We start from the raw sequence: 14,351 nt of genomic DNA on the forward strand, positions 1-14,351 counted from the left end.
GCCCCGGACACGACGTAGCGCATGGGGCGATCCTCCGCCGTGGTGATGATGTCGCCGTTCCGGATCTGCGCGCCGGTCCAGGCCGGCAGGAGGATCGTCTTCCAGGGCATCCTGACATCGGAGGGTAGCGACAGGTCCCCGCGCTCACCCTTGGTTCCCTGCAGCACGCTGGCCGGCCAGCCGGACATCAGGACCACCTCGTCCGCCGTGGCGTTGCCGCCGTAGTAGTCGTCCCCGGTCGCCGGCTGGCCTGGCCGGGATACCGTCACCGTGGCGTTGCACTGCACGCACAGCGTCGCCCCCAAGGGGACCATCTGCCAGATGAAGAAGGTCCCGCCCGGCCCGACCAGCACGTCCCCCCGCTGCACCACCGATAGGTCCATGTGCCCGTCGAACCAGGGGTTCTGCGGGGTGTTCGGGGCGCCGAATGCCTTGCCCATCGGCTTGAATGCGGCGGCCACGGTCCCGGCCTGGGCCGCCATCGGCGCCGTCGCGCTCGCCGGCCGATACATGGCGTAGGGCTGCCCGATCTTGGACGCGGCGATGCCATATGCCTTGCTGATCTTGGCCTGTAACCGCGCGCCGGCCGGCAGACGCGGCACGCTGGCCCTGGCCTGAATGACGGGCGTGGCAGTGACCCGAGCGACCGAAACCGCGATCGCCACCGCCGTCCCTGCGGCCACAGTCGGCCCAGCCATGACGCGGTTCATGGTGGCCGACACCCGCCCAGCACCCGCCGCGGCGACGCTCGGCACGGGGTTCATGCGCGTCAGCGAGAGCCGCGCCGGCGCACTGGCAGTCGCCACTCGGCTTGGCGCCGCTGTCGTCCGCGCGCAGTTCAGACCAACCCTGACCGCCGCCGCAGCCGCCACCGCCGGCGCGACGGTCGTCCGCGAAACGGCGATCGTCTGCATAGATCAGGCTCCAGCTTCGACGATCGTCCAGCCCGTGATGCTCACCGTCTGCCCGGCCACGACGGCGGGGTTGTCCACCACCAGATCAGGGCCGCTGGCCGCAACCCCGGCAGTGCCCTGCTCGTGGCAGGTGGCGCCGGTGGAGTCCTTGATCCGATAATGCGCCACCGTTCCACTTGCGACAGCAGCAACCGGCGTGACGGCATTCATGGTTTTCTGACCGCTCGCCGCCGTGGTCATCCAGTCGCTCGGCAAGACGAACTCGGCCAGCAGCAACCCGGAATCCGCCGCCGCACAGTTCGATGGCGGCGCTCCGGATCGGAGTTGGAGTTTCGGCGCGGTGCCGATCGTTGCCTCGATCGCGTCGGCGCGGGCATTGCGGACCGCGACGGAATATTGAACAGCCATCAGGCGGCTATCCTCACGGGAGTTGTGGGTTCGGGATTGACCACCGGCAGCACCGCCAGCACTGCGTCGCTCAGCGGCTCCAGCGAGTAGACATTGCAGTGCGCCCCCGGCACCGGCTCGGTCACCGGCACCGTGTTGCCGTCCGCGTCGGTCGTCGTCTCGCCGGTCTCTCGCGTCACCACGGGGATCGGGTCGATGCGCACGCTGTCGTTCGCGGCCACGGTGACCGTCACGCCGAGCGCGTTGACGACATCGCGCACGAGGCCAGCAGCGCGGAGAGATGCCCAGAGCGCGGCGTCGTCCGTCGCGCGCAGGCGGGTTGTGTGCCACTCAGGCATAGACGCCTCCCACAACGCACTTCGCTTTCAGGTCGGAATCGCTCAGCAGCCGGCCCCAGAACCCGGTCGGCCTTTGCCTGCCGTTGAGGTAGTAGCCGGCGTAATCCCGGCCCGGCAGCAGGCCGAACAGCGCCGGCAGCGTCGCGGTCACGCCGACTGGGTCCGCACCGTTGAGCACCAGCGCATAGCCTGCCTCGGACCAGCGCAAGCCGCCCGCGAATGCCGTACCGGCGGTCACGGTGCCGGCGCTCACCGCCTCGCCGAGCTGCGTGCCGCCGATGATAGCCTTGGCGTGCAGTTTCGCGTCGGCGCCGACATAGAGCGTGAGGCAGTTGTTTGCGTCACTGCCGACGCAGAACAGCGGCGCGTAACTGCCGGCCGGCGGGATCGCATCGACCCGCGCTTGCATGATGCCGGTGCCGCGCTGGCCGGCGCCGAATGTCTGGGCGTAGGCGGCGGCTTTCATGGAGGCGTTGTCGCCGAGGCGGGTGCTTTGAGCGGGGGCGCCGACAGGTGGGAGAATAACAGGGGGCAGGAATGGTGTCTTGGAGAACACCGGAGCGCCAAACCGCATAGTGAAGTTAAGCGTATCTCCGCCTTTGGTGTACACCCACAAAGTTTGCTGCGAAGTAAGGTTGCCGGTTTTTGATACTACTGGAAGTGTGGAATACCGCTTTAGCCTAGATGCATCGTCACCGAGATTAATTACTGTGATAACTTTGTAGTCAGTTGTCCCGGTGCTGCTATCAGTAGTAGCTGTACCTAAAACTACCCTTCCTGGTAGCACGCCATCAACGAGTTTTATAAATATAGATGACGAGAATACATCTCCTGTAATTGTTGGTGTTCCTGCAGTATCCATGGAAAAGTTTAATGCGAGAGCGTCAACCCCTGTTGTTCCTCCGGCAACCCCCGTGCATTTGACGTCAAAACATGGGACGCCGTTTTCTATGCCCTGCCAGACTATTTGACGAGAACCTCCCACAGGGATGGTCCAATTTAGGGGTCCCGTTCCCGGCGATCCGACAGCCGCCCCCTCGCAGCGGGGATTCCGGACAGCGTTTGTAATCTGCCCGTAAAATGCCCGCCCCGCCGGCACCCACAGCCCCGAGCCAGAGTCGAATTCATAGCCCTGGCTGGGCATGTTCGGGCCGTACTGGTTCAGCACGCCGCTGGAATCGAAATCCCAAGTGTTGCCGTTGCTGAAATCCCAGATATCGGCAAATCGAGCATCGATCAGGCTCATGTCCAGCTCCACTTCACAGTGCCGCTCAGCGGGTCATCGAAAATGGCGTCGAGGCGGGAATAGCCGCTCGTGTTGATCGGGCCTGCGGCGATCGAAATGCCGCGCGCCCAGGAGATGCGCCCGACGTGATCGGCACTGACCGGGTCGTTGTCCCAGGCGCGGAGGGCGCCGGTCAGCGGGTCGTCGATGAGGTGGACGGACTGGTAGGTGGGGTCGTCGAGGAGGGCGTCGGGACGGTTGGACACGCCGCCGAACGCCGATCGGATCGGCGCCCGGACCGGGCTGCGGATGGGGGAGCGGATCAGCATGGTGCCTACTGGCTGATGCGCCAGTTCACGGAGCCGGAGGTCCAGGAGGTGCAGCGAAGGCGGTAGATCACGCCGGCCTCGGGCTCATCGATGACCAGCGAGCACGGCACGGTCAGGGCGACAGCAGTGCCGTAGGCGTCGGTCGAGAGCGGCAGGAACGTCGAGCCGCCATCGAAGCTGCGCTCGATCACGACGGTGGCGACGAAGGTGCCCCAGATGGACACGTTGAAGCGACCGCTGCATGCGACCGACTTGTCGGCCGCGCCTGCGGCCGTGAATGTGCCGGTGATCTTGTTTGCCGCGCCGTCCGGGATGCCGCCCATGATGAAACCTCCTCTATGACCGGATCAGCTTGTTCCCGGCTTGCTGCAGCCCCGATCCCGGCGGGAAGCCGAGGAAGCGGCACAGCTCCAGCCGCAGGGCGTTGAACAGTGCGCGCCGGTCAGTGATCTCGTTCAGGTTGTGGGTCCACACCGCCGCCGCCGCGGTGTCCAGGTTCCCCGCCGCGTCCTGGATCTCCTGCTCACGCGCGGCGAGGTTGACCAGAAAGAACCCGGTCAGCCGTGCCTCTTCCTCCGCCGACAGGTGCGCCAGCCGGTAATCCAGCGACAGGCCCATGTAGCTGACGTTCGAATACGCCAGTTCACGCCATGGGCGGGATGCGTCGTCGCCCGCCACCGAGTAGCCCATGTAGTGGCGGGTGTCGGCGATCTGCTGCGCCGTCAGGGCCATCAGGCGTGCCGCCAGCCGGCGGCGAGATGGGCCTTCAGGGTGTCCGGATGCACCCACAGGCGGGCGCCTTCCTTGGCCACCTCGATCAAGCCGGCGTTCGGATCGGGTGCCGGATCGGCGGCGGCCGGGACCGGCGGGGTGGTATCGGACATCGGTTCCTCCTGAGACGGCGCCGACCGGGAGCGCTTCCGCCCCCGGCCGTCACTCGCAGCCATGCGTCACCCGATCAGGATGGCGGTGTGGGCCGGCTTCGTGTTCGCCACGCCCCAGGCGATGGCGACGTGATAGGCGGTCTGCCGGAACTGCTTGTATTCGCTGATTTCGAACGACAGGCCCGACACGGGATCGGTCACCGTCATCACGTCCTCGGCCATGTCCCCGCCCTCCGGCCGCGCCGGCATGCGGGCGATGAGCTGGATGGCCGATCGGCTGAAGGCTACGTTCGGCGTGTAGTTGCCGCCGACCGTCAGGGCGTTGCCGGTCGGGATGGTGACCATCGCACCCGGGGCGCCGAGGGTGATCGTCCCCGGCGCGGCGACACCGGAGTTGACCACGTATTTGTTCGCGGTGTCGGCCGCGAAGGTGACGATGTCGCCGGCCAGCACGGTGCCGGAGCCGGTGACCAGGGCGACGCTGCTCACGCCCGGCGCCGTCGCGCCCGAGGTGACGTAGCTCGCGCCGGTGCCCTTGGTGACGGTCTGGATGGCGTAGCTATTGTGCAGCTCGAAGCCTTCCAGGGGCATTTCCGAGATCGAGCCGCGCCGCAGCAGGCCGGCACTTCCGGCTTCGTTGACCTTCAGCAGCAGGCTCTGCCTGCCGCGCAGGTTGGCGACCGCGGCCGAGCCGAGCACGAGCTGCAGGTCGGTCTGCGGCGCGCCGTTGTCATCCAGGATGCGGCGCACCTGGGCGATATCGGACAGGTCGCCGCTGGTGCCGAACGGCGTGGTGCCGGCGGTGCCATAGGCACGGGACGCGCCCTGGTAGGCCGCCGCCCACAGGTCGGCCTCGATCATGTTGACCAGCGTGCGGAACGCCTGCTGGAACTGCTGACCGATGATGGTCTGGTAGGTGCCGGCGGACTGCAGGCCGACGCGTTCCTCGCCGTTCCAGCGGATCGGCACGTGCTTGGACCGGCTGATGGTCATGGCGACGTTGCCGACCGTCTGGTCGCCGGTGTTCGGCGGCGTCACGGCCGGGGTGTTGTCCGCCGCGGTCTGCGCCTGGGTGATGGGCACCAGGATCGTCTGGTTCAGCGCCGCACGCTCGGCCGAGGCGTTGCGGGTGACGGCGGGGATGAACCCGACCATCTCACGGGAGACGATATCGATCGCCTCGTAGATGGTCGGGATCAGGTTGGTCAGGGTGTTGGCCAAGACAGGCTCCTGTTGGGGATCAGATGTGAACCGTGGGCCATCCGGCCCCTACTCCGACCCCCATCCGAGGCGTCGGACAGTCAGTCAGGCGACCGTCAATCGACGATCGCGCAGTCCTTGGCGGCCGAGATTTTCGCGGCCGGCTCCAGGGCGTCGAACTGTGCCCGGGTGATGGTGCGCCGCCCCGCGCCACCGGTGCCGCCCGATCCCGCCGCGCCGCTGCCGGACGCGCCGGTGCCCTTCAGGATGCTGTCCCGGTGCGGGTAGGCGTCCACCAGCGATTCCAGGGCCTCGTCGAAATCGGCCACCTCGCCGGGGCGGGCGCGGCTGTAGATGCGATTGCCGGCGCGGTCCTTGGCGACGATCTTTCCGTCCTCCAGGGCGAAAGCCGAGCCGAAGGCGGCGCGCGCCAGATCGCCGGGGATCGCCAGACGGTCGGCGATGAACTTGGAGCGGCTGAAGGCGCCGCCGATCTTCTCGTCCACCAGCGCGGCCTGCAGGCCGTCGCGCTCCTTCACGATCGGGCGGTATTTGTCCTCCACCGCCTTGATCGCCTCGGTGCGGACGCGCTCCGCCTCGCCGGCGTCGATCAGCTTCTTGGCGTCCAGGTTGGCCACGGTGCCGAGCGCCTTGCGGGCCGCCTCGGGATCTTCGATCCCTTCGAACAGCTTCAGCTTGCCCTCGGCCGCCTCGGCGCGCTCCCGATGGCCCTTCGCCTCGCCGTTCAGGCGGGAGATGGTCGCCAGCGTGGCGGTGTAGTCGAACGCGATTTCCTTGCCGTCATCGGCCACATAGACGGGCTTTCCGTCCTGCACGACGGCGTGACCGTCCGCGGTCAGCTTCAGCTTCATGAGTCGCTTTCAGGGCCATCCGGCCCGATGAAGGGGCATCCGCCCCGGTGCGCCGCCGGCACCTGCCAGGCAGCTATCGGCTACGGCCGGACGGTTTCTTCCGTCGCGACCGTCTTCGGCGCGTCGGCCTTGGCGCGCGCCATTTCCTGTTCGATGTCGATATCCGGGGACAGGATGCCCCGCCGCTTCAGCTCGGAGAGCAGCGTTTCGAACGAGAGCGCACCGACGCTCCGCATCTGGAACAGCAGGCTGGCGGATGCCTCGGCCAGGGTGGCGGCGCCGAAGTCCCGGTAGATCGAGACGTGCCCGCCCTCCTTTTCACCCACCCACTGCGCCATCAGGCCCAGGGCGGTATCGAGGCTGTCCTCCACCGCCTGCATGATGCGCTGCAGGTCGCACATGCCCTGCTCGTTATCGGCGATCGTCTGCACCTCGGTCGTGTTGCCGGGCTTGATCACCAACAACTCGGCGCCGACCTGGCGCATCCGGTCCTCGAGATCCAGGAGCGACAGCCGGCCGGCCTCGATCGCCGCGCCGGAGTGTTCGACGTATTTCAGGTCGGCGTGCTCGGCACCGGTCTGGACGAACGAGTTGGCCCCGACCGTGATCTGGGCGTCCCCCAAGCCCTTGGCGAACAGCAGCGGCACGCGCGCGACATGGAGGATGGTCTGCTGGTCAGACTTGGACTGCCAGTGCTCCACGTTGGCGTGCGCCAGTTCCAGCATCGGCGGACGGCCGATCATGAAGCCGCACCGCAGCCCGTAGACCGGCACGAACGGGATCACCGGGAGGGTGGTGACGCCCTGGTCATGGATGGCCCACGTCTCGGCGCCGTTCTCCAACCGCTGCTTGCGGTAGACCGCCCATCGGCCCGGTTCCAGGACACGGACCTGCTCGACCGCCTTGCTGGCGAACGGTCCATCGTCTTCATGCACGTATTCGAGCAGACGCAGTTGGGTCAGGACCCGCGCGCCACCCCGCATTTCGTCGCGCCAGCCAAGGATGTGATGGCCCCGGATGTGCACCGCGTAGGGGCGGATGCCGGCCTGGCGCTCATCCTGCACGGTCCTGGCGCCGTTGCTCGGCGGGCAGTCCACCAGGATGCCGCACAGACCGTAGGCCAGCGCGTCGGCGCACACCTCGGCCGCGAACGTGTGCAGGTTCCGCCCCTGCAGGTCCACGTTGCCCAGCCACTCGACGATGCGCGGCGGCACGTCCTCACCGATCGTCACCGGCTTGCTGAACGGCTTGCCGGTCAGGACCGATACGGTGCGGGCGTAGGCCGGGAACAGCGTCGCCGTTGCCAGCCGGGCCTTGTAGCTGACGTCATCCTCGGCCGGCCACTGCGGCAGGAAGCGCTTCCCGGCCTTCCGCATCGCCTTGGTGCCACCCATCAGGGCATCGATCAGCTCCCAGTCCTCGGCCATCTCCAAGACCTGGGGGGACGGCTTACGGACATCGTCGGTGAGCATGCGCGATCCTACAGGCGGAGCGGTTCAGTCTTGGCGGGTGCGCGCCGCTTGATGTAGCCGTCCAGGGCGTAGCGCAGCGCGTCTATGCCGTGGTTGTGCTTGTCCACGATGATGGGCAGCACGTCCTCAGTCTTGGGGTCCACCTTGTAGCTGTAGAGGCGGAACTCCCTGGCGATGTGCTCGCAACGAGGGTGCACGACGATCCGGCGGAAGCCCTTCAGGTGGGCGATGCCATCCTCGATGCTCCCCTGCCACTTGTCGGCGGCGCTGATCCGGAATCCCTGCCGCGCCACGTAGCTGATCGTCTCGGGCCGCGCGCTGTCGGCCTTGATCGGCCACTGCCTGGCGGTGGAAATGCGATCGAACAGCGCCGGAAGGGCGTCGATCTCGGTCCCGTGTCCGAATGCCTCCTGGTCGACGAACAGGCAGTCGTCGCGGATGAAGGACCGCACCAAGGCGGTCGGATCGGTCGCGAAGCCCCAGTCCGCCCCGTGGAAGAACCTGGCATCCGGCGGCGTCTCGAATGCCTCCACGGCCACCTTGCCGCGGAAGATGATCGCATCCGAGATGGTGACGTATCCGCCTTCCCAGATGTGGTCATACTCGTCCGGCCGGCGCGCGAGGTCGGTCCGGCGTTCCTCGTCCAGAACGGCCGGAAACCACGGGTTGTCGCGCCAGTTCGCCTGGACGACGGCGGCCATGTCCGGGCCGAGCGCGTTCGGCCCGCGCAGCAGTTCGTCAACCGGATCGGCGGGGCTTTCCGGGTTCCAGGAGAACCACAGCTCAGACCCGGGCTTGCGGATGGTCGGCCGCAGCAGGCGGAGGCTGCGCTCCGAAAGGGCCTGCGCCTCCTCCACCCATGCCACGTCATAGCCTTCCAGCGACTTGATGCTGTCGGCCGTGTGGTTCTGCATGCCCTGGAAGATGATCAGGCCGCCGCCCGGCGTCCGAATCTCGGTCTCAAGGGAGCGGAACATACGGCTCACGCCGAGGGCCTGGATCTTGTCCTCGATCAGCCGCTTGACCGACTGCTTCAGGCTGAGCTGCACCTCGCGGATGCAGACGGCCCGGAGGCCGGGCTGCAGGATCGCCTTTTCGGCCAGGCCCTCGGCGAAGAAGTGGCTCTTCCCACTGCCGCGCCCGCCCCATGCGCCCTTATACCGCTTCGGCCCCAGGAGCGGGACGAACACCCGTGGTGTCTGGATTTCCAGGCTCGACGATGACACGGCGGATGGTCCTGATCTCGCTCTGGTCCTCCCCCGCCTCCTTGTCGGTCAGGCCGAACGCCTGCCGCTCCAGCGGGATCAGCTTCGCCCGGGTGCGCGCCATACTCTCCAGGATGTCCTGCGCGGCGCCGACGCCGGCGATCCCCTCCGCGCCCTCGATCAGCGCGTCCAGCTTGGTAGCCAGCTTCTCCAGCCGCTCATTGTCGCGCGCCACGGACCGCCGGTGCCGCAGCACGACGGCAACCCGCGTCTCGGCGGCGTCGGAGACGATTTGCGCATCCTCGCGCGCGTTGGTCGTGCGCAAGTCGGCGCGCAACAGCCGCGCATCGGTCTCCCGCCGAACCGCCTCGGTGAGGTCCTTCTGCCATCCGCCCTTCTTGGCGTGCCAGCGGATCGCTCCCTCGGCGCACCCATGCTTGGCGGCGAGCTGGCGGGTCGAGAACGTGCCGGTGCGGTATTCCCGCTCCACAGCTTCCCAGTCGATCTGCTTCCGCCCGGGGGCGCGGGCGCCTCCATCGGGCGACGGCATGGTATCCTCTCAGAAATCCGCTGATGCGCGTATTTGCCGGGCTTCCACCGGCTTCAGGGAGTAGCCCGGAAATTCCGGGCACCTTGATCTGCGCCCTTCTCACCCCTGTGGGCTGGGTATCCCGATCAGGCCGCGCTCACCTGGGCCGGCCGAGCGCGGGTGGTCTTCCCCTCGCCGAGGTCCACCTCGATCCAGATACCGCCGCCACGGCCGGCGCCGGCGTCTTCCTCGCCCACGAACTTGCCTTCGACCGTCTTGCCCTTGCGGGTCACGCTGACGCGCTGGCCCTTCCGAAAGGAAGCCATGATGCACTCCTGCTGGGTTTGCTGGTGTCCGGGGCTTCCACCCGGCGCAGGCAGTGCACTGCCTTCTGCGCAGAGGGCCGACCAGCACGGCCACGGGCTGCACACCCCGCGCTGTCCCCGCATCTGATGCGAGCAGCGGACCCCAGAAACGACAACGCCCGGCAGGGGGTGCCTGCCGGGCGCGTGCCGCGCTATAATAGCGAAAAAGTAGAATAAAAATCCCAGTTTTGTCAAGCCGCCTTTTTGGTTTCTGCTCGCTGCTGGGATACCGCGATGGCGCCGCGCTCCGCCTTGGTGCCGTAGGTTGCCAAGAATTCACGCGCCCATGCCAGCTTATCTTTCACCCTCTGCCCGCATGGTTGCGATGTGACCCACAGCTCCAGGTTTTCGGGGCGGTTGTCGTGCCGGATACCGTTTTTGTGGTGGACGTTCTCATTCATGCGGAGTGGGCGGCCGATCATGTTCTGCATGACCATCCGATGTTCCATGATCCACCAGAATCCGCGCTGCATCCTGACCGCGCCAGGGAAATTCGCCGGAACACGAACTGTGACGTATCCAGATTTTTGCAGAAACCGCTTGAAGAACTCCGGTTTCCGCTTCTTTTCTGGTTCGTCGCATTTGCGAACCACTGACGGAGGCCGTCCATGCCTTACCTTAAAGTGCTCAACACACAATCCATCCTCGCGGGCAATGCGGATGCATTCATAAACTGAGCACTGCTTCATCAGATCACTCCACCCCATCCATCTATGCCGCCATTGGAAGTTGGCTTTCACGCCGTGCGCGCGCCAGGCCGCCGATTATCATATCAACCCCGCGAGCGTGCCATAGACGGGCGCTTTCGTGAGATGTGCCCATAGTCTCACCGATGCGCCGCCATGGCCATAAATGGCGATCGGTGACCGGCGACACCAGGGACCGCAGCGCGATCACACGGCGGATAGGAAGGTTGGATTGTGGAATGAAATGCAGCCAATCAGGAAACACCTCATCCATCATGGCGATGTCGTGTGCGGTCGGCTCGAAGCGGGGGACTGACCTTTCTGCCTCGACCAGTTCCTCTACCCCCTTGATCACCTCCAAGGACCGGAGGCGCAGTTTCGGGCTGTGCCCAGTGTCAGGCAATGCCATGAGGGTCTTCCCCGCGTGGCGGAGGCGGTATTCGACATAGGCCGCATCGATCGGGCCTTCATAGCGGCTATGCCGGCGCATCAGGCCGCCCTCCCGAAACGCTTCCACGCCGGCAACATCGCGGCTTTCAGGTCCCATCCCCCATCCGGACGGTGTTCCTGCATCGTGATTGCCTCCCCCTGTTCCCTCAGTGCCAGCACACCGGCCTCGGTCTCCGCGTTGGGCCATTCCCACTCCCTGCGGCCCGGCCGCTTGCGGGCGACCACGGTCCATTGTGTCGTCAGCGCGACCATCAGGCTGCTTCCTTCCAGACGGCCGCAGGGGCCGGCACAGCGATTTCAGGTGTCGTGGTAGCGGCCGGCGGCGTCGGAACGCCCTGGCGCGCGGCTGTGGGGCGGCGCGTGCCCATTGCCGGGTCCTGGTAGGCATACGGCTCGTAGAGTTCGGGGGACCGGCCGGTCAGGAGCGCCCAGGCGTCCGGATGCCCTGCCGGCAATGGCCCGCGCGTCACCACCATGGGCATGACCGGCGCGGGCGCCGCCTCGCGTGCGGTAACCAGCCCGAGATCCTTGCCCCACACGCGCGCCGTCGTCTCGTGCACGCCGAGTTCCTTGCCGATGGCGAACCACGAGGCGCCATCCACGCGCATGGCCCGGATGGTGGCAGCCTGCCGTTCCGACAGAGCCCGAACAGGGCGCCCATTCTGGCCAGCCGCTGTTTTCGTAGTCAGGCCAAGCTCCCTGGCGCGTTTGAATGCCTCGTCAGTGCTCACCCCGATGGCCTTGGCTGCTGCTCCCCAGCCCCGCCGCCAGCGGCGTTGCCGGCGGAGTTCGTCATCCATCACAGGAGTCCAGGCGATCTCGGATTGCGCCATCACGCTGCTCTCCGCATGCCGGCTTCGCGCACGGCCCGATCGAAATACGCCAGCGATGCAGGCGGCGCGTATCCGGAGCGGCTGGCGATGCGCCGGATGGCCGAGAGGATGTGGTCGTGCAGGTCGAGCCCGGCGCGCAGCCAGTCCCGCAGCGGCGTCCAGTCGCGGAACGCCTCGACACCGGACACGCCGGCGGCTTCAGCCACGAGGCGGCCGGCAATCGGGAGCGCCCACCCCTCCACCGCCGGGTAGGTTTCCCCCTCGTAGGTGGTCGTGGCATCGGCCAGCGTGTCCCAATCCGGGCCTGCTGGAGCCTCCCGCCGCCCGCTGAGCACCTTCGTCACCCAGGCAATCGGGGCCTCAACCCGCTTGGCCTCGGCGTCGCGGAGCGCGGCGAGAATGCGCGCATCGTCCTGGCAACGCCGGCGCAAGACGCCGATCTGCTTGGACGCGCCCTTCCTGTCCTCGCCGGTGAGGCGGCAGACAATCTCCGCCCCTTCCTCGAACAGCGCCTTCGTCGCGTCCGGAATGCCTGGGGTGTTGAGCGGGAGGGACGCCTCCGCCGGCGGCGCGCCAGCGCCAGAGCGAAGCTCTGAATCTTTCTTCTGTTCTTGTTGAGGTATCGCGACCCGCGCGTGTGTATGCTCTTGCTCTGCATTTGCAGGTGCATTTGCAGACGGTTTGCAGTCCGCTTGCTCTGCAAGTGCACCACGTTTGCGCGCTGCCTGCATGTGCTTCTCGCGTGCAGCGTCGGCGCGTTTGCTGCTGATCTGCTGCGCTTTTGCACGCTCGGCATCAGCGCGACGCTGATGCAACTTGCCTGCATCAGCCGTGAAGAACTCACGAATGGTCGGCGCGATCTCGACCCATTCCTTTCTCGACATCCTGGCGATCCCGGAAAGCTTCGCGTCGTCGTCGGGCAGCGGCCCGTTCCGCCAGTAGTGCATCAGGAGCAGCAGGTAAGCCCCGTGCTCAGCGGCACGCAGATGCATCGTGTCCGCGAGATAGGCGCCGATGTGCAGAGGCATCCATGTGTCGGCCTTGCTCACGTCGCGGCCTCCATTTCCCCGAAACGGGTCAGTTCACCGTCGAACCGCAGCGGAATGACACCCGTGGCGCCATCCCGGACCTTGGCGACGATCAGTTCAGCCCGGCCGGCGGCGCGCTCCTTGCGGTCCTCCCAGGCCGTGATGCGCTTCGAATAGGCTTCCTCCCCCTCTCCTTCCCGGCGCTCGGGCTGTGCCTTCGAGACGTAGTATTCCTCGCGGTAGACGAACGAGACGGTGTCCGCGTCCTGTTCGATGTCGCCGGACTGCCGCAGGTCAGCCATGACAGGCCGGTGATCGTCGCGGCCGTCTGCCATGCGGTTGAGCTGGGCGAGCAGCAGGACCGGGCAGGAATGCTCTTTCGCCAGGCGCTTCATCGCCCCCGAGATGCGCCCGACAGCCCATGTCGCGCCGGCCCGCACGTCCCCATCTTCGGGGCGGACGATGTGCAGGTGATCGATCATGATCAGGCCGAGCGGCACCTTCCGCGACGCGTGCCGGGCCTTGAGCGCGATCTGCGCCGCCGTCAGGCCGCCGCCGTCCTCGATCCGGAGCGGCAGGCCACGGAGTTCCTTCCTGGCCACCACCAGGTCGTTCATGTGGTGCTGGTCAAGCTGACCCTTGCGCATCCGCCAGATCGGCACGCCCGAGGCAACCGCCAGCGCCCGCCGGCCCAGCTCGGCCGCGGACATCTCCAGACTGATGGCCAACACGCCATGCTTGGCTCGGGCCACGTTGAGCGCCCACTGCCACCCCAGGCTGCTCTTGCCAGAGCCCGGCCGGCCGCCGAGGACGTGCAGTGTGCCCGGCTCCATGCCGCCGAGCACGTCATCGACGCTCACCATACCGGTTGAAATGCCGCATGGGCCTTGACGCCTTGTGGCTTCCTCGGCCGCAGCCATCGCCTCGTCAATCGCTTCGTCCAACGATACCGCGCGCCGGCCGCCGATCTCTGCCGCTGCAACCCGGTCCAGTTCCGCCATCGCGCGCGCAACCAGGGCATCCGCCGGGGTCGCATGCTCCTTGATCGCCGCATCGACGCGCAGGCGCTCGGTGATCTCCACGATCTGCCGGCGCCGGGCATAGTCGAGCACCATCCGGCCATAGGTCGCCACCGAGTCTGGCAGCAACCCCACCGTGGCGCTGATCAGGCTGGTGATATACTTCTTCATGTCCTCATCAGCAGCGAAGACCTGCGCTACGCTGAGCAGCAGTGGCCCCTTCGGCTGCGCCGTCGCGGCGGCGCGAATTGCTGCGTAGATGTCGGGATGTGTCTGCACCCCGAAGTGCTCCGGCGCGAGCGCGGCCGGCAGGGCTTCGATAAGCTCCGCCTTCGATAGCAGCGCGCCGAGCAGCGCCTGCTCAGTCTCTGGCGTCACCAGGGCAGCAAGGGCCGCATCACGCTCGGTCGCAGCCCCTATCAGCGCCATCTCTCGATCGGAGAATTTCACCCGAGAACGCCCCCGAAAATCTTCATGTCCTTTAGGATCTCGCTGATGTGGCGCATCCCGCAGGGACCATCGCGTTCGATACGATCAAGCTGTTCTGCGATTAGATCTCAATAGCCTTCACAGTCCACGGCGGCGTCATCGTAG

At 66.8% G+C, this 14,351-nt stretch carries 20 protein-coding genes; all 20 read right to left on the bottom strand.

The genetic code is table 11. From position 1 onward, the window contains the following. The coding region (locus NBY65_RS33255; protein ID WP_250266067.1) for a hypothetical protein at nt 1–914 on the bottom strand (914 nt) is incomplete at its 3' end. A 3-nt stretch (nt 915–917) separates the two neighbouring features. Then, nucleotides 918–1,322: a hypothetical protein gene (locus NBY65_RS33260; RefSeq protein ID WP_150043279.1), complete on the bottom strand. Its 405-nt coding sequence runs from the start codon at nt 1,320–1,322 to the stop codon at nt 918–920. After that, nucleotides 1,322–1,660, bottom strand: a complete 339-nt coding sequence (locus NBY65_RS33265) for a hypothetical protein (protein ID WP_150043281.1) — start codon at nt 1,658–1,660, stop codon at nt 1,322–1,324. Before NBY65_RS33265 ends, NBY65_RS33260 begins: the two co-directional genes overlap by 1 nt. Further along, the gene (locus NBY65_RS33270; protein ID WP_150043283.1) at nt 1,653–2,906 is read right to left on the bottom strand and encodes a hypothetical protein; all 1,254 of its coding nucleotides are present in this window, start codon (nt 2,904–2,906) and stop codon (nt 1,653–1,655) included. Before NBY65_RS33270 ends, NBY65_RS33265 begins: the two co-directional genes overlap by 8 nt. Then, a complete protein-coding gene (locus tag NBY65_RS33275; RefSeq protein WP_150043285.1) occupies nt 2,903–3,214 on the bottom strand; it encodes a hypothetical protein in 312 nt (103 codons plus the stop codon). Before NBY65_RS33275 ends, NBY65_RS33270 begins: the two co-directional genes overlap by 4 nt. Nucleotides 3,215–3,219: 5 nt before the next feature. Then, nucleotides 3,220–3,537 (bottom strand): hypothetical protein, encoded by a 318-nt coding sequence (locus NBY65_RS33280; RefSeq protein WP_203330634.1) that lies wholly within the window; start codon nt 3,535–3,537, stop codon nt 3,220–3,222. 13 nt (nt 3,538–3,550) lie between these two features. Continuing rightward, nucleotides 3,551–3,946: a hypothetical protein gene (locus NBY65_RS33285; RefSeq protein WP_150043287.1), complete on the bottom strand. Its 396-nt coding sequence runs from the start codon at nt 3,944–3,946 to the stop codon at nt 3,551–3,553. Continuing rightward, the gene (locus NBY65_RS33290) at nt 3,946–4,098 is read right to left on the bottom strand and encodes a hypothetical protein (RefSeq protein ID WP_162530756.1); all 153 of its coding nucleotides are present in this window, start codon (nt 4,096–4,098) and stop codon (nt 3,946–3,948) included. Before NBY65_RS33290 ends, NBY65_RS33285 begins: the two co-directional genes overlap by 1 nt. Before the next feature lie 66 nt (nt 4,099–4,164). Next, on the bottom strand, nt 4,165–5,319 hold the full coding sequence (locus NBY65_RS33295; RefSeq protein WP_150043289.1) for a P22 phage major capsid protein family protein: 1,155 nt from the start codon (nt 5,317–5,319) through the stop codon (nt 4,165–4,167). A 95-nt stretch (nt 5,320–5,414) separates the two neighbouring features. Next, the gene (locus NBY65_RS33300) at nt 5,415–6,170 is read right to left on the bottom strand and encodes a DUF6651 domain-containing protein (protein WP_150043291.1); all 756 of its coding nucleotides are present in this window, start codon (nt 6,168–6,170) and stop codon (nt 5,415–5,417) included. Between the two features lie 80 nt (nt 6,171–6,250). Beyond that, complete coding sequence (locus tag NBY65_RS33305) at nt 6,251–7,642, bottom strand: DUF4055 domain-containing protein (protein WP_203330635.1); 1,392 nt, start codon at nt 7,640–7,642, stop codon at nt 6,251–6,253. 8 nt (nt 7,643–7,650) lie between these two features. Beyond that, entirely contained in the window at nt 7,651–8,868 is a 1,218-nt protein-coding gene (locus NBY65_RS33310) for a PBSX family phage terminase large subunit (RefSeq protein ID WP_203330636.1), read from the bottom strand. Further along, the gene (locus NBY65_RS33315) at nt 8,798–9,397 is read right to left on the bottom strand and encodes a hypothetical protein (protein WP_150043293.1); all 600 of its coding nucleotides are present in this window, start codon (nt 9,395–9,397) and stop codon (nt 8,798–8,800) included. Before NBY65_RS33315 ends, NBY65_RS33310 begins: the two co-directional genes overlap by 71 nt. A 125-nt stretch (nt 9,398–9,522) precedes the next feature. Next, nucleotides 9,523–9,702: a hypothetical protein gene (locus NBY65_RS33320; protein ID WP_150043294.1), complete on the bottom strand. Its 180-nt coding sequence runs from the start codon at nt 9,700–9,702 to the stop codon at nt 9,523–9,525. Nucleotides 9,703–9,932: 230 nt separating this feature from the next. Continuing rightward, nucleotides 9,933–10,430 (bottom strand): HNH endonuclease, encoded by a 498-nt coding sequence (locus NBY65_RS33325; RefSeq protein ID WP_162530757.1) that lies wholly within the window; start codon nt 10,428–10,430, stop codon nt 9,933–9,935. Between the two features lie 22 nt (nt 10,431–10,452). Next, entirely contained in the window at nt 10,453–10,917 is a 465-nt protein-coding gene (locus tag NBY65_RS33330) for a hypothetical protein (protein WP_150043298.1), read from the bottom strand. Then, nucleotides 10,917–11,129, bottom strand: a complete 213-nt coding sequence (locus NBY65_RS33335; RefSeq protein WP_150043300.1) for a hypothetical protein — start codon at nt 11,127–11,129, stop codon at nt 10,917–10,919. Before NBY65_RS33335 ends, NBY65_RS33330 begins: the two co-directional genes overlap by 1 nt. Further along, nucleotides 11,129–11,710 (bottom strand): helix-turn-helix domain-containing protein, encoded by a 582-nt coding sequence (locus tag NBY65_RS33340; protein ID WP_150043302.1) that lies wholly within the window; start codon nt 11,708–11,710, stop codon nt 11,129–11,131. Before NBY65_RS33340 ends, NBY65_RS33335 begins: the two co-directional genes overlap by 1 nt. After that, a complete protein-coding gene (locus NBY65_RS33345) occupies nt 11,710–12,759 on the bottom strand; it encodes a YdaU family protein (protein WP_150043304.1) in 1,050 nt (349 codons plus the stop codon). Before NBY65_RS33345 ends, NBY65_RS33340 begins: the two co-directional genes overlap by 1 nt. Beyond that, on the bottom strand, nt 12,756–14,207 hold the full coding sequence (locus NBY65_RS33350; RefSeq protein WP_150043306.1) for a replicative DNA helicase: 1,452 nt from the start codon (nt 14,205–14,207) through the stop codon (nt 12,756–12,758). The genes NBY65_RS33345 and NBY65_RS33350 overlap by 4 nt, the downstream gene beginning before the upstream one ends. Nucleotides 14,208–14,351: the final 144 nt, after the last annotated feature.

The organism is Rhodovastum atsumiense, assembly GCF_937425535.1.
In the GTDB taxonomy this organism is placed as follows: Bacteria; Pseudomonadota; Alphaproteobacteria; order Acetobacterales; family Acetobacteraceae; genus Rhodovastum; species Rhodovastum atsumiense.